The organism is Sphingomonas sp. PAMC 26617 (assembly GCF_000242835.1).
Classification (GTDB): domain Bacteria; phylum Pseudomonadota; class Alphaproteobacteria; order Sphingomonadales; family Sphingomonadaceae; genus Sphingomonas.
The window spans coordinates 2,268,463-2,286,110 of sequence record NZ_JH594425.1; the positions used below are offsets into that span (position 1 = coordinate 2,268,463).

Sequence of the window (17,648 nt, forward strand, 5' to 3'; positions counted from 1 at the left end):
ATTGGACGCCCTCGCTTTTCGGAGCGACGATCCCCCCGGGGATGCGAAGCCTGGGGACAGGTGGCCGAGTGGTTAAAGGCAGCAGACTGTAAATCTGCCCGTGCAAGCGTACGCTGGTTCGAATCCAGCCCTGTCCACCATAGCCTTAGGGCATTGATTAACCTGCCTTTTTTTGGCGGGTAGGTGCACCAAGCGGCACCACGACATTTCCCCCCGTGTGTAATTCTGGTGTAACTGCGCCACGGGTTACAATGTTTAAGCCGCCGATCGCGTCGTCAATGTGCTGCCCGAAAACGTGGACATAATGCAGGACCATCGCCGGGGTTTTGTGCCCGCTGATTTTTTGGATTGTCGGCACGTCGATTCCCTGTTTCACCAGCGCTGTAATGCCCGTGTGCCGCATAACGTGCGGGGTGCAAAATTTCGGGTCTAGTCCAGCTCGGACCGCGGACCGTATGAACGCCTCGCGCATATCGCGCCGGTGGGGGTGCTTGGTCTTGTCGCGGATCGCAGGGAATATCCACTCCGGCGCGTCTATCATATCCTGTCGGGCTTGGAGGGCGTCTCGCAGCGCCACCGTGATAGGTTGCTGACGCTCGCCCGCCTTGGCCTTGTTGATCCAGATGCGGCATTGCTCAAAGTCGATCTCATCATATCGGCGTTCCACAATCTCACTGTGGCGCATGGCGGTATTAAGCCCGAACATGACGAACAGCCACGCGAGCGGGTCGTGATCCGCCTTGGCCGCTTCGATTAGGTCGTGCCGCTGGTCGTCCGTCAGAATGCGGATCTTTTTGCGCTGCTCTTTCGCCTTGGGGATCTCGGGAACCTCATCCGTCTTGATCCAGCGCCACTCTTTCGACGCGGCCCGGTTTAGCAAATGCTGCATCGTGGACATTTCGCGGTTAACCGTCGCGTCCTTTGCGCCATCGGCTAGCCGTCGTTTCCGATAGCGCTGCAAGTCAAAGGTGGTGATCTTGTCCAGGCGGGTCGTTCCGAAATGCGGGACTAGGTACGCATCTAGGTGGCGGGTTTTGTTGGTCAGGTCTTTCCCGCCGCTCTGCTCCATGCGCTCTAGGTATTCGCGCGACGCCTCGGCAAAGGTGCGGTGCAGCTTCCGCCCGGTCGGAAGGTCAAGGCGATCCTCGCGCGCCTTGGTCCGCAGCGATTCTATTGCACGTTCCGCCTGCTCGCGGGTGACGCCTTCGGTTGCCCGTCCAATGACACGGTGCACACGCTGGCCGTCCGACATAATGTTGATGCTGTAGCGCGTGTCACCGTCTCGCAGCCGTTCCGCGGTTATCCCGTGTTCGCTGATCTTCTGTCCGACCTGCAAGGCGCGGATGGCGTTGCGATCCAGCTTGGCGAAACTGCGAGCCATATCAGGCGCTCCGCCGAAGCTGCGCCATCTGTTCGCGACTGGTGCGTATTTCCTCGAAAATGGTAATTCCCGCGGCGGCTTTGTTTTCGAGGTCGGCTCGCAGTGCGTCAACGCGCCCCATAGTTTCCGCTTCCATTTCAGCTTGCAGCGCCGCGACCTTATCCGCGTCCAAAACCATTCCTGCCGGGAGAGTTGCGTTGCGTGCGTCGTCGGCAAGGTGCGCGACCTTCCCTAATGCCCGCATGTCGACAATCGCTTGTCGCAACGCGTCAGCATATTCGGCTGGCGTAGGCATGAGGTCCGCGACCGCTTCCGCGATCGCATGGCGGACGGCACCGTAAGTCGCAATATCCGCCGTCCAGCCTTTCCCGGTGGCGGCTTCTATGTCGGCAATGTCCGCATTTATTGAGGCGAGGAACGCGGCGGTGGCTGGACTGCCCGCTTCGCGATCGGCGGCAACCGACCGTTCGAGGCGCTGCTCTATCTCTTGTGCAAGTGACCGGCCCCCACGGTCTGCGGCTTCCTCAAGCGCGACGCGAATCGCCGGGGTCGTCCGCATACTTATCGGGGACCGCTTCGACTCGCCCCGTTCTGGTGGCCGCCCCCCAACATTTTTTTTCGCGTGTAGCGAAGTCTGCGCGTCCGACATTCCATAACCTCCCATTGGATACCGCAGCATATGACATGCAGTATCTTGCCATGCAAGCCCACAATAGTGCATAAGGTTCCTGCACGGCATAGCGTGCGATAACCATATGGAGGCCGAACGATGGTTGATGTTAAGGTTCTGGTATTGCCAGACGGACGGGTTGCCCGTTCCGAAGCCGCGAAATTTTTAGGGTATCGTCCGAAGACGCTGGCCGAATGGCATCGACTGGGCAAAGGCCCGCGGTCCCGTATGGTCGGGGGGCGTCGGTTCTATCAGATCGATGATCTGCGCGCGTTCGCCTCTGGCAACGCGGGGTGATCGGATGACCAACAAGGAAAGGGCCACCGCCCAAAACGCCAAAGGGACCGGCACCGCCACAGTGCCAGCCCCCATGTATGAAACGCCAACCAGCGTTACCGCATCTTCTAACCGTTCCGCTCCGACCGTTCAATCGGCTTTTGCTGGCGGCGAATATGACAACGGACCCGGACATTATGCGGTGGACACGTCCGCCGAAGCCGCCGCTGCAATCGCACCGGTAGCGATGCAGCTCCGCGCTGTGGTGCATAAGGTGCTTTGCTTGCATCCTGACGGCCTCACGGTGGACGAGACGTGCGCAATCGCAGGCTATGCCCGCTATTCCCTCCAACCCCGCTTTACCGAGCTGCTGCGAAAGTCGGTGATCCGGGACACCGGCGCACGCCGCCGCAACGTCTCAGGTCGGCGCGCGATCGTTTGGCGTGCCACCGTCCTTGACCGGATGGAGGGCGAAGCATGATGGACGTGCATCACGCAAAGGCGACGAACGCGCGCCTCGATTATGCAATGCAGCATTGCGCACCACATCTTTACCCGGTGCTGCTGGCCGTTCGAGACTGGCCGGTGGGCTTGCTATTCGTGTCTCAAAAGTCAGGGCGGTTCTCGGTCCCGACCGACAATAAAAAGAAGCGCGCCGCCGTCCTGCTGGTCGGTGACGATACCACTCGGTCTTTAGGTCCGAACGGTTTCCACACTGCATCGCTATTTGCTGCGATCCGCAACACTGATGCTTTCGTAATCGTGGCTGGTGCGCCTTCTGACGAGATTTACGCGGCTGGGGCAGCGGTAGCGGTCGGCGGCAAGAATGCGATGATCGTAGAAACGCGACCGCGCCATGAAGCCGACTGGGCCAACTTGTTCGGGAAGCTAGCGCCGGGTCGCCCGGTCCTGCTGTCGACGGTGAAGGGGGGCACGGCATGACCCAGGCAACCCGCAAATCATACGATCGCAAGCCGTCCGATCCGCACGCCTTCCGCCGTCTGGTGGATGAGGTGAAGGCCAATCACAACATTTCCGATGTGGTGGGGCTTTATACGAAGCTGCACCGCCGCGGTAAGCTCGAGATGGTCGGGCTTTGCCCCCTCCACGACGAGCGTTCGCCTAGTTTCGAGGTGAACAATGACAAGGGCACGTGGCACTGTTGGGGCGGGTGCGGCGGCGGCGATATGTTCGCGTTCCTGATAAAGCGCGAGGGGATGACCTTTGGCGAGGCATACCGCGCAATTGCCGGCAGCACCCTTCCGCTTGTCACCGAGGAGGACCGGGCCAAGCGCAAGGCCGAAAGCGATGCGATCCTAGCAGCGCGGGTGCAGCTCGCCCGCGAGATATGGGACCAAGCCAAGGGCGCAGAAGGTACGCCAGCGCAGGTCTATGCTCTGTCACGCGGTATTACGGAACCGCTTCCCAACACCGTCCGGTTCGCCACAATCCCGCGGTGGCGAGATCCTGAGACGGGCGAGGTTGGGCGCAGCTACCCCGCTATGGTCTGCGCGTTGCAGGACGTGGCGGGCGATCTGGTGGGCGTGCAATGCGTGTTTCTCGCTGACGGCGGCAAACGCAAATATGCGCGCGTCAACTCGGACGGCACCAAGGCTAAGGCCAAGCTGAGTTACGGCTCAATCATGGGCTCGGCATTCCGTGCCAGCGGTTCCGATCGCACCGCGCCACCGCCTACCCATTTAACGCTCTGTGAGGGGCCAGAGGATGGCCTCACCCTTGCGCAGGCGCTTCCGGGTAGTGCGGTCTATGTCGCGTGCGGAACGGCTCTTATGCCCCGTCTGTGCCTCCCTGAGACGGTGAAGCGGATCACCTTGGCATGCGACAACAACCCGGCTGGCCGGGAAGCGGTCGGCAAGTGCGTGGTCGAGTTCGAGCTACGCGGTCTTGAGGTGCTGCAGATGTTTCCCGTCGAATGGGCGAAGGACTGGAACGACGAATTGCGGGGGATTCGGTCATGAACGCTATCGCGCTGGCGCTTGCCGATCGCGCCGAACCTGTGACGAGCTGGCCCGCCCCCGATATGTCGATCCTTGCCGGTGGCCGCACGACGCCGCCGACAATGCCCCGCGCGATCTTCGGCAACCTGTGGCCGTTGATTAATGATCTGGCGGAGGGCGCAGGCTCGCCCGTCGATTATGTCGCGGTTGGCGTGCTCGGGGTCGCCGCGTCGCTCATCGGGGCAAAGCGCAGCGTTAAGCCGTTCGTAAGTTCGACTTGGGAAGAACCCTGCATCCTATGGGTCGCCCCTGTCGGTGATCCTTCGTCTAACAAGTCCCCCGCGATCGATGCCGCCACCGGCCCGTTGCGCGCGATGGAAAGCGAATTAGCCACGCAGCACGAGGCCCGGCTAATCTCGTTTCAGACGGTGGCCGAACGGGCACGGCAAGAGCGATCCGAATGGCAAGGCAAGGTGAAAGCCGCGACCAAGGACGGCGTAGCCACGCCAGATATGCCAGAGGCGGCAGTCGATCCTGTCGAGCCGCAACGGATGCGGCTGGTGGTGCAGGACGCCACCCCCGAGGCGCTTTGCGACATTCTGGCAGGCAACCCGAACGGGACGCTTCACAAGCGGGACGAGCTGGCCGCGTGGCTGCTGAGTTTTGAACGGTATTCGCCTGGCGGTCGTGAGTTCTGGCTCGAGGCGTACGGTGGGCGCGAACACACAATTGACCGCAAGGGCAACAAGGCGGGCGTGGTGACGGTTCCCTTTAACGGGGTGTCGGTACTTGGCGGTATCCAACCCGACAAGCTGCGCGAATGCCTGCTGAACACGGGCGATGATGGCCTAGTGCCCCGTTTCCTCTGGGTCTGGCCGGACTCCCAAGATTACAAGCGCCCCAAGAATATCGCGGACGTAAGCCAGCTTGAAACGATCTACCGCCGCTTGCACCAGATCCAGGCCGAACGTTTGGAGCGTGGGCGGATCGCGCCTTATGCGTTGTACCTCGACACCGCCGCCGCCGATGTTTTCGAGGAATGGATACGCGACAATGACGTAGCAGTGCGGGAGGCGTCGGGCCTTTACAAAGGCTTTTGCGGCAAGCTCCGCGGCATGGTCCTGCGTCTCGCGCTGGTAGTCGAGCTGCTGACATGGGCGGCGAAGGGCGGGCGCGAACCGGAAACGATCAGCGTGGCTACCCTCGCCGCGGTTCTCGAGTTCGTGGACGACTACGCCAAGCCTAGCGCGCTGCGGGTATTCGGTGATGCGGCATTGCCGGAAACTGAGCGCAATGCGGCGGCGCTGGCCCGCTACATCGTGAAGAACCGCGCCACCCGGATCAATGCGCGCGACATTCGCCGTACCAGTGGGATTGCCACGCTTAAGCACGCCCAGGACGTGGACGCGGCAACCGAGGCGCTGGAGGAAGCGGGATGGCTGCGAGCATTGAAGGAACGCCAAGGCAATACGCCGGGACGTGCCAGCAAAGACTACACCGTCAACCCCGCCGTGTTCGGGTAGCCCGGTGGCTGGGTGGCGCGAGGTCGCTGCAAAGGCGCTAGCAGCACAGGCGGGGGAAGCGGGCACCGACACTAGCCCTGCCCCCGTAATCGATCGCTACGGGCTAGACGCGGACCTGTACCGCAACCTTTCCCGGCTCTCTTCCCTGCCGCCGCCCGCGAAGATCGAAAAGGCGGATAATTGGCGCGAGGTTGTCCAGGATGCGCAACGCCTCGCGCGCGACGGCTGGGCGGCTAGTGCGCTGGCCTTGGGGTGGACAGTCGGGGATCTGTTCGGGGTCGGCGCGCGTGATAGCTGGGACTTTGAAGGGCTGGCCGTGTGGCTGGCCGGTCGATCCGTCACGCTGCTAGACGAGCGGCTATGTGTGGCCGGTGACGGGATCAATCGCGGCGTGTTCGTGCGGAACGGGCCGCAGCATGGGGTGCAACCTAGCGTTGTTCCTGTGATGCTTTGGGAGTTTGGGCGCTGAAGGGAACTGACCCACCGATCCCTCGATAACTAACTGAAGTATTTATGCTTACGCATACTCCGGTGCCCTCGCAGCGTTCATCATGCAACGACGTATCATGTCGTTGATCTGGCGATTGCTATCCACGATGGACAAGCGTTTCCGGATCTCGTCACTCGAGAACTCATCGAGAAGCGAAACAATCGCGGAGTTTACAAATGACGAGGGAACGTCATCGACCCCGAAAAATGACAACGTTGCCCCGCCTTGGCGTAGACACCGGCGTATCGTCCCGGCGATCACCAAGCCATCAGCCGACGTATAGCACTGCGGGACGTGGTCGAGAGCGGCAATTACCATTCTAAGTCCTCCGTACCCATTTCATCACCCACGAAACGGTCAGTGGGCAGCATTATATCCACCATGGTCCCGGGATAGAGCCCGGATTTTAAAACCGGAGTGCGAAAGGGGGGTCCGTCCGCATTCCCGGTCCCGCATATAAGCGACCCTGAGTGTGAATATATCGCTACCCTGCCATGGTTGGCCATTACGTGGGTAATCAGATAATCCAATCCAACCCCCCGGTTCTGGGGGTTGCTCCTTGCTGTCACACCTTCCTGCGAGGCGGTCAAGATAGCCTGGGCGTCATCAAGCCCTGCATGCACGGTTCTTATCGTCTCAGGAATGCCGCGACCAAAGTCCGAAACGGTCAATCGCACTTGCTTGATTTGAGGATAATGCTGGGCGTGAACGCAACCGATCTGCTCCGTCGAATGATCGGCAATGTTGTTAAAAATTTCTTTCATACACGTTTTCACGCTCGCGATTGCCGCGGGCGGAACGCGCAGAACGTCTGTCAGCCAAGGAGTTAGCGTATATTCTAACCACGCATGCCCCTCCGCGTGAGGGATTTTAGAGCAGGGTAAAGTCGTCCCCCTTACCCGCGCAGTTTCAGACAAAGACTTTCCTAAAAAACGATTGAAAAATCCGCAGTCATCAAGATAGGATATTGCCTGCGACATTACGGGGGGCTTAGCAAATTGACGGCGAACACCTCGTTTTCCCAACCATTCAATCGTATTGAATAGTGCCGTGAACCCCGTTCCATTGATGAAGCTTAGATACCTAAAATCGAAGACGATATGATCGTCAATGGGCCTACCTTCCTCATCAACTAAGAAGTTGAGGAAGTTGTAGATCGCGTCTGTTTCAAAACGACGAGGCAAATAGACCGTCGTTGTCACAGCGCGCAACCCGAAGGCATAAGTGCCGTCACTTCGAGTTTATCATCTTTCCAAGACTAAAGCTGTCCACGGACGCCAGCTTAACTCTTATGGAAATGGCCTGTTTGGAGGGAAGGGGCTCGCTTCCAGGCGAAAACACCTGGGCTGAAGTGAGGTGAATGTAACTAGGATAAGGGATAGGCCCTTCATCCGATTGCGCAGCGTCAACTGCTTCCAATATTGATGCAAACGCCCTGTCGACTCCGCCAGCCGCAGATGAACCAGCCAGACCTTCCGCAAAGCCTTCTTTCAGTGAATTGATATAGGCGCGCTCGCTGCTTGTAATGCCAGAAAGCACGCTTCCGTTCACCAAAAGGGTAACCCCCGTGGCGAGACCTAATTCAGCCCATTGGACGAGCTGAGTAAGCAACCAATCCTGGCCTGATGGCAGCTCATAGGTTCCCTGTGGGTCGTTAGTTGTGTCAGCCATGCGCCACCTCGTTAGGCACCGAATAGGGCCAGCTTTACCCAAAAGCTATGGCCCTCAGTGTCACCCTGCCGAGTTGGTTCGGGACGCGTCGTCTGGCTGACACATGGCATAGCGCACTTCCCGTGGAGCTACGGCAGTTCGTGCGCTGCGCTAGGATGGTGTTTATCGCCATTGTTAGCAACGGCGGAACAACGCCGCGCGGCCTGCTCTCGCGCAATTTCATAGGGCTGACGGCCCGCCTTCAATTCCCCGCGCGGACGCCCGCGCCACCGCTCATAGAAACCTCACCAGCGCCGACAAACACCACCCCGGCCTGCTCCATCGCGGCCCGTAGCTTCTGCACCGTGGAGCGGCGCGCATCGCCCCCGCGCTCATAATCAGAAACGGTGGTCTGTCGCACGGCGGCGGCATCGGCCAACTGCTGTTGCGACCATTCGAGGGCGGCGCGCGCCATACGGCACTGTTGCGGGGTCATATCCATAAACGAGTAAATAACTCGCTTTAGTGGTTGACGCAATCCGTCTAAACCATTAGTTTAATGGTTATCAGATGGTTCACAGCCACTGACGGCCCGATGCGAAGCTACCAACGACGCACCGGGCCTCATCGCAACCTCACTGAGAGAGGACACGACTATGAACGCCCTTACCACGCAAGCCACCCGCCGCGCCATCTTCGGAACGATCGGACTGGGTGTTGCCGCAGTTACTGTTGCTGCCGCCGCACCCGTCGCCGCTCTTTCCGCCCCGGCTGGCGGCGTCTCCCCCGAGCTGGCCCGCCTGATTGCTGCCGCGCAGGCCGCAGAGGCCGCCTCCGACAATTACACCCGCGAGGTGTACGAACCGGCGCGGCAGGCGTGGTTGAAGGAGCGCGAGGCGTTCCCGCATTTCACCATGATGGGCACCGACGATATGAGCGGTAAGCCGATCCGCTACAGCACCGACGACAAGTCGATGTTTATGATCGCGAAGGCTGTTAGCCGTGGGTCACGCGCCGAGGCTTACGTTCGCGATGCTCGCGCCTTTCTCGCCGGTTACTGGCGGCGGTCGCGTAAGATCGATCAGCTAGCCAGCACGAAGATTATGCACGCCGCGCATGACCGGGATGATGCGCTTTGCGACGCGTTGTCCCGCGCCATCGACGCTGTGATTGCGTTCCCCTGCGCCTCGATCGCGGACCTCAACGCCAAGATGGCGAAGGTCATGCAATGGGACTCGCTCGGCAATGAAGGCACCGGGATAATGATTGCCTCCGACGTCGCCCGCCTTGCACGGGAGGCTTGAACGATGGCAACCGCCAACCTCGCCTGTTGGACGCAGGATCGCCGCGCCGCAAAGCTGCTAGCCTCGTGCGCCGTCCTTCCGCCCGTCTATGCCGAATGCACCAGCCGCTACGGCAACGCGACCGATCGCTGGGCCGAATATGTCGGCTACCGTGTCGAAGCCCTCGCCGCCATCCGGCTTGAGGTAGGAGACGAGCTGTTGCGAGCCTATCATGAGCATGGTGCAGAGGCTTACGCAGCATTCGGGCACTGGTGCGAGCAACCGAGTGCAAGCGATGCTGTGGCGAGTGCCCTAGCCGCCCATACGCAGCATTAAGCGGCAGGCGGGCCGCACATGGAACGTCCGGCCCGCCTGTAACTCGACAAAAGGAGTTGGAAAAATGACCGATGCCATCGCAACCTCACCAATCCAAAAGGACCGCAGGCGCGATTGCCTGTTGCGGTTTCCGGAAGTCCGTCGCCGCACGAGCCTTGCCAGCTCGACTGTGTACCGCCGCATGGCAGAGGGCACATTCCCGCAATGCCAGAAACTCAGCATTCGCGCCGTCTACTGGTACGAAAGCGACATCGACGACTTCATCGCCGATCCGCTCGGGTACCGCGCGTGAGGCGGTTGTTCTCATGGTAAATTGAGGAACCGAAGCATGGACATAGCAACGCGGAAAAACCGCAGCCCGGGAGCTGGGCAATGACCGCCCCCGCACGATTCACACAGTCCGACGTCGCTCGGGCAGTCTCCGGTGCACGCAAGGGTGGCTTGACCATCGCTAGCGTGACGATCGATCCGAACGGCAGCATCACAATCGCCGCGGAGCCGGCGACAGGGCCAGCGCTTCAGGTGAACCCGTGGGATGTCGTTCTTAAGCCGAAGGCATCACAGTAAGGCTTTGGCATGATCCTATGACTGCCGCTCTGCTTATACCACCCCGGCAGCTCGGCGGTGTCATTCCCGACTTCGAGGAAAAAGCTTAAAGGGGTGGGGAATGGCCGACATCTCCGACGTTGCACGAGAGGACCCGACCCCATGACCGCCGCAGATTGGATCGAATGGAACGGCGGCAAATGCCCAGTGTCATTGCGTGCGTCCGTCGAAGTCCGGTTGCGGAATGGGCGTGTCATGGGTCCCAAGCAAGCGGACCGCGTCGATTGGCAGCATCGGATAGACGAGTCGCCTACGATTGGACATCTAGACAGTGTTGCCTACCGTGTGGTGACTCCCTGAATGCCATCGTAAGCGACAAGGACCGCGGGCGATGAGCGACCTGCTAACCGCAGACCATGCTGCGGCTCGTCTGAACATCAGCGAACGCACCCTACGGAAGCTTCGCCAGTCCGGGGAGATCGCTTACATTGCACTGACCAACCGGCTGTTTCGATACACCACCGAAGACTGCGACGAATACGTCGCTTCGCGCCGAAAAATTGAAAGCCCAAGCTCATCTTCAAGAGTTTCCAGCCGCCGTCCCGGCAGTCCGGTTCTGAAGGGTGATCAGCCCGGCTTCATGGCCCTGCAAGCTGCAAGGAAAGGCGCGACCCGCAAGCGCTCATGAACCGCATCCTAATGCCGCGTACAGATTGCCGTAAGTCCTCGAGTCTATGACCACTGTTAGGAGCTGCGCCGACCCGGGGAAGCCGATCGCGGCATTGCGAAGGAGAGGCACTTTGAGCGACCAGCAGAAAATGCGGCCTTTATGGGCTGTCGTTCTATTCCTGCCTCTGTGGGTTTTATACTTTGCGGCGAAAGCTTTTGTCACTTGGATGGATGACAACCTTTGATCTGATGCCGTGGCAGGGTTCGCGGTTCATCTTCCTGTTGTGACGACCTCAAACCGACGCCTTTTTTGCCCCCTAGTTCGATAGCCAGCCCCCATGATTACCGGCCCGCTTGTCACGCCCGACAATGCGGGCCGTTTGCTCTCCGCAGTCGGATCGGCGCGGGCGCGGCAGATCGCGGGTAGTTACTAAATCCGCGCACGCGCGCTAGAGCCGCGCGAACAAGGAGTCGTACGAATGCCAAAGTCCTCGCCAATTGTCCCAGTCATCCTGTCGGGAGGTTCAGGGACGCGTTTGTGGCCGATGTCGACCCCCGCGATGCCCAAGCAGATGCTCGCGCTCACTGCTGAAGACACGATGCTCCAATTGACCGCAAAGCGCGCGCAGGGCGAACGGTTTGCCGCACCGATCGTCGTCGCCAATGCACGGCATGCGGACATGGTCGAGGAACAGTTGCACGCGGTGAGTGCCGCAGCGCAGGCGCTGATCCTCGAACCAGTCGGTCGCAACACCGCGCCCGCCATCGCGCTCGCCGCGCTCGCGGCCCCTGGCGACGCACCGTTGCTGGTGATGCCGTCGGATCACGTCATTCTCGACGTTCCCGCCTTCCACGCCGCGATCGAGGCGGCGCTGCCGCTGGTCGAGCAGGGCTGGCTGGTGACCTTCGGGATCGATCCGCATGCGCCCGAGACCGGCTATGGCTGGATCCGGATCGGTGAAGAAATTTCGGGCGGGGTCCACCGCGTCGCCCGGTTCGTCGAGAAGCCGCCTCGCGATGCCGCCGAGGCGATGCTTGCGGCGGGGGATCATGCCTGGAACGGCGGCATCTTCCTATTCCGCGCGGATGCCTATCTCGGGGCTCTGGCGGTCCATGCCCCGGAGATGCTGACGGCATGCCAGCACGCGATGACAGATGCGCGGCGCGACGGTTTTCGGATTTTCCCCGATGCGGACGCGTTCGGGGCGGCACCGTTGGATTCGATCGATTATGCGGTGATGGAAAAGGCCGAGCAGGTCGCGGTGGTCCGCGTGAGCATGGGCTGGAGCGACCTCGGGAGCTGGGATGCACTCCACGAGATCAGCGAGCACGATGCGGACGGGAATGCGCATGCCGGTCAGAACGATGGCGAGGTGATCGCGATCAACACCCACAACTGTCTGGTCCGTAGCGATGGTGCTCGCGTTGCGATGATCGGGGTCGAGGATCTGATCGTGGTCGCAAGCGGCAACGACATCCTGATCCTGCCGCGCGGACGCAGCCAGGAGGTCAAGGCACTGATCGAGGCGATGAAGCGCTAAGCTGACTGCAATCTGATCGAGCTACAAAAAAGGCCGGGGGAGCAATTCCTCGGCCCTTTTCTGGCCCTGCCGGTACGGGCCGAATGGTCTGGTCCTTTCCGAGCTAGCATGGAGGGGGTTTTCGGAGTCCCTAAAGGTTCTGGCAGCGCGGCGGGGTTTGGGGTCGAAACGGCGCTATTGGCACTATTGGCACTAACGGCACGGGGTCACTCTCTCTGTCTCACCCCCTCGCACCCCCATTTTTCTTAACATAAGTTAGTTAGTAGTCTTTTTTGGTTACGACACGAGGGCACTGCTAGAAACGCTCAGATAGAGACCGACAGCAATGCCGTTAGTGCCATTAGTGCCGATAGGTCGGCTGCTAGATAATTAATCGGCGGGGTTTCGGGACCAATACGCGCGGGCGCGCGAGAGCAAACGTTAGACATCGCGCGCGTGCGTGCGCGAGGCGATGATGAGCCAGTAAAGTGCAGGCGAGATACAGGCCAATCGCTCGACATCGCGCGCGTGCGCGAGGACGAGGGGACTTTTGCGAGGCAGTCATACGCGCGCGCTGAATTAGTTTTGTCAGGCAGTCATGTGCGTCACAGATCGCGCCGCCGCCGCGGTCTTCACCATAAAATAGGGAACGGTTACGGTTCCGCGCGCTGGCCTGGGGCGGCATGGTGCGAGTTATTGCACCCCGTAAAGGGCTGCGGGACGCCGCTGCGCATGCGGACGGCGTTAGGTCTTTAAGTAACGTATGCGTCAATGGATGTGACCTCGCAAAGTAGGACACAAGCAACCAAAGTCCTTATGCGCTACCCTCTGTGTCATGAGGAACGCCACACCCTACGCCACCAAGACTAACCTATATGGTTCAGGATGCGAAACGGCATCTATACTGTGCGCGGCGACATTGGCTAGTCTCATTGTTGAGTGTTCATCGCTCGGATGCCTGCCGGTTATTCAGCGGATCATAACGACACCCCATTTTGAGGCAGCGCTAATCAGTCCGGGAGGCTGGGAAGCCTTGGCCTCGATCGTCCTTGGTGGCGACACCAGCAACTTTAACGTGACGGTGCATTGATATGGCCTCGGCATTAATCGGCGCGGGTGCGTCAATCCTCGGCGGGATTACCGGCGGCAAGGGGGCGCAGAGAGCCGCCCAACAGCAGGCGAAGGCGCAACAGGCAAGCTTGGCCGAAACCCAACGCCAATTTAATATCACGCAGCAGAATTTCGCCCCTTATCAGGCGGCTGGAACACAGGCGCTCGGTGGGGTCCAGGATCTCACCGGCCTTAATGGAAACGGCGCGCAACAGACCGCGATCGACGCGCTGAAAGCGTCGCCGGGGTTCCAATCCCTATTTAATCAGGGTGCGGACACGATCCTTCAGAATGGTGCTGCAACGGGCGGTTTGCGTGGTGGCAACATGCAAAGCAGCCTCGCAAACTTCGGTGCGAACACACTCGCAACTACGATCCAGCAGCAGCTTGCCAACCTCGGCGGGCTGGTCAGCACGGGCGCGGGCGCAACCGGGCAAATGGCGGGCGCGTCGCAGGCGTACAGCGGTCAGCAGGCGCAGACGCAGAGCTTGCTTGGTAATGCCAACGCTTCCGCCTCTGCCATCCCCTACGCGGCCCTACAGGGCATTGTGAGCCAGTTAGGCGGGCAGTTCAGCAAGCCGTCGCTGAATAGCCTTCTGTCGCAAGGCAACGGCTCTCCCGCCCCCGTCAAGCTGTGGTGATCGCCGCCGCCGCCCCCTCGATCCACTAGGAGTTCCGCCTGTGCCTGTTCGTCTAACGCGCCCCTATAACGGGCAGAACGCCAACACTGTGTATTTCGGCCCCGATGAAGCGGTCCTCAAGGCGACCGGCGGGGCAGACGATCGGGTCGAGATGGCATCTGATTATCAGCAGTCCGGGCGGAGCATTACGGCGGCGGCGGCGAACGTCACGCACACTGCCAGCGATTACATTTTCAACAGCCCAAGTGCGCAGACGTTGACGCTTGGCGGCACGGGCTGGCTTCCAATCGGCGCGGTCGTCACCGTTACGCAGATGGGGGCGGGCGCGGTTACGGTGGTGGCTGCGGCGGGCGCATCGATCGTCACAAATCTCGGCTCGCTGGTGACGAAGGGGCAATATTCCATCGGCCAGCTTAAAAAGGTCGGCGCAAATGCGTGGCTCGCATTCGGCGGCTTCGGCGGATGATCGGGCTTCTCTCTGGCGTCGTCTCGTCCGTGTCAGGGACAATCGTAGTTTTGTTCGGCGTCCTAGCGCGGGGCGTCTGGGATGATTCAGCAACATGGGCCGATAGCGCGCCTTGGAAGGACGCAGCATGACCGTACTTACGAAAATCTTGAACGGGTCTACCGGCCTTGATTCCCGCGACACGATCAATTCCATGCTCCCGCAGGGTAAACTAACGGCTGCTCCGGTTGCCGTTGTCACTCCCTCGAACCTATCGGCTTTGATGCAGTCGACCGCCATGGTCGCTAATGTGACGTTCCCTTACGTCGACACCGCGGTTACCAACGGCACCACATATTATTACACTGCCACGGCAACCAACGCCGTTAGCGAAGGACCGCAAAGCGTGGAGAAAACCGCTATTCCGGGCGTTTCGGCAAAGCCCGGTCCGGGCCTTCTCGTTTCGGATGACGTTGGTCAGGGTGTCGCGACCGCGGTCGGCGCTGTGCCTGCTGCAGGTTGGTCAAATACTTCGTTTACTTATAGCCCGGCGACGTCGACGGTTACGGCTCACAACACCGTTGCTGGTCCTGATGGAACGACGCTTGATGCCTCAACGATCCGTCTTAATAGCCCAAGCTCGTCAAGCGGTTTCCCTTCTGTCGAGTGCGCTACTACCGCAAACACGGGCAACATTGCTGTTACCGCGTCTGTATATCTGCGAGGAAAGGTGGGCGGCGAGGTTCTACAGCTGAAGATGTTCGGGACTGTGACAAATGGTTCGAACAACCACACGCCCGACGTCGGCGCAGCGCAAATCACGCTTACCACAAGCTGGGTCAAGTATTCTGTTTCTGGCACGGTTCCAGCATCGTCTAAGGCGATCTTCCAGATAGGTATTCCCAATCTCGTTGAAGACGCATCGTTCGATGCAGCGTGGGCAAACTTGGTGGCGAGCTGATGATCTGCCACGAATGCGGCGAATTGCGAGGCGTCCACATCTACTGGGTGAGTTATCCCCTTATGGGGCGATGCTCGTGGCTTTGACCTTGCCCGCTCCCTCGGCATGTGCCAGCCCTTCCAAGGGAGTGGGGAATTTTAAATATCATGAGAACAGTAAGAACCAACGAGAATGCTCGTGCTTCGAACAGCTTCAACACGCTTCGTCTGATAGGCGCTCTCATCGTCCTGATAGGCCATGCCTACATTATAACTGGCACCAACCAGCTTGAGCTTGGAACGATCCCGCTTCACACCGTGGGTGTATGCATATTTTTTTCTATATCCGGTTATTTGATAACGCAGAGTTGGCTATCAGATAATAACGTGGTCAGATACCTGTTCAGGAGGATCATCCGTATTGTTCCTGGTTTGGTTGTAGCAGTGCTTGGCACCAGTTTTTTGATTGGTCCGCTTGCGACAACTTTAACACCACACGCATACTTTTCAGATTCGCTTGTGTATCAGTACGCTATTCGAAATTCTTTTATGCTGACGACATGGACACTTCCTGGTGTTTTTGTAAATATACCAATTCATAGCCAAGTCAATGGGTCGCTATGGACGCTCCCAATGGAGTTTCTACTCTACCTAGGTACACCGCTCGTTGTTTGGGCCGCATTGGCGCGACCTCGGCTAGCCTTCTGGGCACTTGTTGTTGCCGCTGTATCAATCTGCTATGCAAACTTACACTTCAGAAGCGTTTCTGGTTTCAGTTTCCATGGGTTAAGTCTGGGCTGGGGCATAGGCCTTGCACCTTATTTTGCCATGGGCGCAGCTTTGCGCCTCGCGAATTTCGGGACATTATCCGAAAGAACCCGGTCTACCGCATTCGGCGTAGCGTGCGCATGCGTAGCCGCGTGGGCGCTCTTTCCGTTTCCGATCCTGACCGGTTTAATTGTAGTGGCAATCAGCATTGCGGTATTAAGCTTAGGATTAAGTAGTTGGCTCCATGCAAGCGCTATAGATAATCTAGGTGATTTATCTTATGGAACTTACCTTTGGGCGTTTCCGATTCAGCAATACGTGATGTTGAAGACATCGAGTGGCCCTATCTCAAACATTGCCATATCGCTCCCTATTGTAGCGATCTTGGCTTTTGCATCGTGGCATCTCATCGAACGGCCAGCGTTGCGGCTAAAACCAAAGCGGAAAGCCTTAATGTCAGACTCGTCGTCGGCGGCCCCGGTTGCTCAAACGCTTCCCTAGGTATTTCACCGCAGCCGCGCTTCAGCCTCGAACCCCAGCGCGGTCAGCCGCGTCGCGTATCGCCAGGCGGTGTCGGCCCGCGCTTCATTAGGAAATGCCCTTGGCGGCGGCGCGCCCGGCTGCGTTGTCTGTTATCGATCCTCTTTCGCCATCCGATCGTAAAGCCGATATGCCGCCTGAATGAGGTTGAGCGAGGGTGCGTTCGCGCACGCGAGTTTAACCTCCGCCACTATGCCCGCTCTATCGGTCGAACCGCCGATTTGGGAAACACTTTGCCAATTTCGACCTGACCAAAATCCCAAAACCCACTCAGATGCCGCGCGCTCGTTTATTGGCTCAAAAGCTGTGGCGCAACTTACGCCTCCCATTCCAAAGCCCAGGACGCCATGTCCGCTTGGAACGGCAGTTGCCATAATCACGAGCGCTATCATGTTACGATTCCCCCATTCCATTGCCTAGCAGGCTCTTGATTGCCGGTCAGGTGGGCAAGACGATAAATCCGTCGCTGATGTTTTGGCAGACCGGCTTGAGGTTTGCACTCATCTTTGGAGAGCGGCGGCGGTGCAATTCCTGTGTAATCGTGCATGGCATTACACGGACATTGCGGGAATGTCGGTGGTGGATACGAGGGGTAATTATGCCGTAAAATCAATAGCATCGGCACCCCCCGGAACTCCCCGGTATCCGCCGCGGACCGACTGTAAATCTGCCCGTGCAAGCGTACGCTGGTTCGAATCCAGCCCTGTCCACCATGTGTTCTTCCGGAAACGTCCGGGAACGTCTATTTACCCCCTTAGCAGGCCAAACTAACCGTCCGAGCGCGTCGGGCAGATTACGGGCAAATCGTCGACGTTTGGTGGTAGCCGCGGGGTACCCGGCGAAAAGACACCGCGCAGATACCCCCAATCGAGGGGTGAGACGATGTTGACCGCCCCGAAGCCC

The 17,648-nt window shown here is 59.4% G+C and carries 21 protein-coding genes and 1 tRNA gene; 16 read left to right on the forward strand and 6 right to left on the reverse strand.

Annotated features, from left to right (window positions below; all coding sequences use genetic code 11):
• Positions 1–54: 54 nt before the first annotated feature.
• Positions 55–140, forward strand: a tRNA-Tyr gene (locus RH91_RS09975).
• Between the two features lie 17 nt (positions 141–157).
• Here RH91_RS09975 and RH91_RS09980 read toward each other — a convergent pair.
• The gene (locus RH91_RS09980; protein ID WP_010162579.1) at positions 158–1,381 is read right to left on the reverse strand and encodes a tyrosine-type recombinase/integrase; all 1,224 of its coding nucleotides are present in this window, start codon (positions 1,379–1,381) and stop codon (positions 158–160) included.
• 1 nt (position 1,382) lies between these two features.
• Positions 1,383–1,940, reverse strand: coding sequence for a hypothetical protein (locus tag RH91_RS09985; protein WP_010162580.1), 558 nt, complete (start codon positions 1,938–1,940; stop codon positions 1,383–1,385).
• Between the two features lie 210 nt (positions 1,941–2,150).
• Here RH91_RS09985 and RH91_RS23115 point away from each other — a divergent pair, with 210 nt between their 5' ends.
• Genes RH91_RS23115 through RH91_RS10010 form a run of 6 tightly spaced genes read left to right on the forward strand, consistent with a single transcriptional unit; the run spans position 2,151 to position 6,277 of the window.
• Complete coding sequence (locus RH91_RS23115) at positions 2,151–2,348, forward strand: helix-turn-helix domain-containing protein (RefSeq protein ID WP_081469526.1); 198 nt, start codon at positions 2,151–2,153, stop codon at positions 2,346–2,348.
• 4 nt (positions 2,349–2,352) lie between these two features.
• Complete coding sequence (locus RH91_RS22335) at positions 2,353–2,808, forward strand: hypothetical protein (RefSeq protein ID WP_157136890.1); 456 nt, start codon at positions 2,353–2,355, stop codon at positions 2,806–2,808.
• Positions 2,805–3,269, forward strand: coding sequence for a hypothetical protein (locus RH91_RS09995; protein ID WP_157136891.1), 465 nt, complete (start codon positions 2,805–2,807; stop codon positions 3,267–3,269). The genes RH91_RS22335 and RH91_RS09995 overlap by 4 nt, the downstream gene beginning before the upstream one ends.
• Positions 3,266–4,306 (forward strand): CHC2 zinc finger domain-containing protein, encoded by a 1,041-nt coding sequence (locus RH91_RS10000; RefSeq protein ID WP_010162583.1) that lies wholly within the window; start codon positions 3,266–3,268, stop codon positions 4,304–4,306. The genes RH91_RS09995 and RH91_RS10000 overlap by 4 nt, the downstream gene beginning before the upstream one ends.
• Positions 4,303–5,808 carry a DUF3987 domain-containing protein gene (locus RH91_RS10005; protein ID WP_010162584.1) on the forward strand — a complete coding sequence of 502 codons (1,506 nt, stop codon included), beginning with the start codon at positions 4,303–4,305 and terminating at the stop codon, positions 5,806–5,808. Before RH91_RS10000 ends, RH91_RS10005 begins: the two co-directional genes overlap by 4 nt.
• 4 nt (positions 5,809–5,812) lie before the next feature.
• Positions 5,813–6,277, forward strand: a complete 465-nt coding sequence (locus RH91_RS10010) for a hypothetical protein (protein WP_010162585.1) — start codon at positions 5,813–5,815, stop codon at positions 6,275–6,277.
• A gap of 48 nt (positions 6,278–6,325) precedes the next feature.
• On the opposite strand, the gene RH91_RS23595 is transcribed toward RH91_RS10010, so the two are convergent.
• The 4 genes from RH91_RS23595 to RH91_RS10025 all read right to left on the reverse strand — a co-directional run bounded on the left by RH91_RS23595 (position 6,326) and on the right by RH91_RS10025 (position 8,450).
• Complete coding sequence (locus RH91_RS23595) at positions 6,326–6,616, reverse strand: STAS-like domain-containing protein (protein ID WP_010162586.1); 291 nt, start codon at positions 6,614–6,616, stop codon at positions 6,326–6,328.
• Positions 6,610–7,500, reverse strand: a complete 891-nt coding sequence (locus RH91_RS22340) for a hypothetical protein (RefSeq protein ID WP_157136893.1) — start codon at positions 7,498–7,500, stop codon at positions 6,610–6,612. Before RH91_RS22340 ends, RH91_RS23595 begins: the two co-directional genes overlap by 7 nt.
• A gap of 28 nt (positions 7,501–7,528) precedes the next feature.
• Positions 7,529–7,969 carry a hypothetical protein gene (locus RH91_RS22345; RefSeq protein WP_157136894.1) on the reverse strand — a complete coding sequence of 147 codons (441 nt, stop codon included), beginning with the start codon at positions 7,967–7,969 and terminating at the stop codon, positions 7,529–7,531.
• A 241-nt stretch (positions 7,970–8,210) separates the two neighbouring features.
• Complete coding sequence (locus RH91_RS10025) at positions 8,211–8,450, reverse strand: helix-turn-helix transcriptional regulator (RefSeq protein ID WP_010162588.1); 240 nt, start codon at positions 8,448–8,450, stop codon at positions 8,211–8,213.
• A 154-nt stretch (positions 8,451–8,604) separates the two neighbouring features.
• Here RH91_RS10025 and RH91_RS10030 point away from each other — a divergent pair, with 154 nt between their 5' ends.
• The 9 genes from RH91_RS10030 (at position 8,605) to RH91_RS21620 (ending at position 16,706) form a co-directional block, all read left to right on the forward strand.
• Entirely contained in the window at positions 8,605–9,252 is a 648-nt protein-coding gene (locus tag RH91_RS10030; protein WP_010162589.1) for a hypothetical protein, read from the forward strand.
• Positions 9,253–9,255: 3 nt separating this feature from the next.
• Complete coding sequence (locus RH91_RS22350; protein WP_157136895.1) at positions 9,256–9,567, forward strand: hypothetical protein; 312 nt, start codon at positions 9,256–9,258, stop codon at positions 9,565–9,567.
• Between the two features lie 64 nt (positions 9,568–9,631).
• On the forward strand, positions 9,632–9,859 hold the full coding sequence (locus RH91_RS10035; RefSeq protein ID WP_010162590.1) for a helix-turn-helix transcriptional regulator: 228 nt from the start codon (positions 9,632–9,634) through the stop codon (positions 9,857–9,859).
• A 645-nt stretch (positions 9,860–10,504) separates the two neighbouring features.
• Positions 10,505–10,801: a helix-turn-helix domain-containing protein gene (locus tag RH91_RS22355; protein ID WP_157136896.1), complete on the forward strand. Its 297-nt coding sequence runs from the start codon at positions 10,505–10,507 to the stop codon at positions 10,799–10,801.
• Positions 10,802–11,327: 526 nt separating this feature from the next.
• Positions 11,328–12,323: a mannose-1-phosphate guanylyltransferase gene (locus tag RH91_RS10045; RefSeq protein WP_010162591.1), complete on the forward strand. Its 996-nt coding sequence runs from the start codon at positions 11,328–11,330 to the stop codon at positions 12,321–12,323.
• A gap of 1,070 nt (positions 12,324–13,393) precedes the next feature.
• On the forward strand, positions 13,394–14,053 hold the full coding sequence (locus tag RH91_RS10050) for a hypothetical protein (RefSeq protein WP_010162593.1): 660 nt from the start codon (positions 13,394–13,396) through the stop codon (positions 14,051–14,053).
• 40 nt (positions 14,054–14,093) lie between these two features.
• Complete coding sequence (locus RH91_RS10055) at positions 14,094–14,519, forward strand: hypothetical protein (RefSeq protein WP_157136897.1); 426 nt, start codon at positions 14,094–14,096, stop codon at positions 14,517–14,519.
• A 127-nt stretch (positions 14,520–14,646) separates the two neighbouring features.
• Positions 14,647–15,459, forward strand: a complete 813-nt coding sequence (locus tag RH91_RS22360; RefSeq protein WP_157136898.1) for a hypothetical protein — start codon at positions 14,647–14,649, stop codon at positions 15,457–15,459.
• Positions 15,460–15,605: 146 nt separating this feature from the next.
• Positions 15,606–16,706: an acyltransferase family protein gene (locus RH91_RS21620; RefSeq protein WP_010162595.1), complete on the forward strand. Its 1,101-nt coding sequence runs from the start codon at positions 15,606–15,608 to the stop codon at positions 16,704–16,706.
• Positions 16,707–17,648 lie beyond the last annotated feature (942 nt).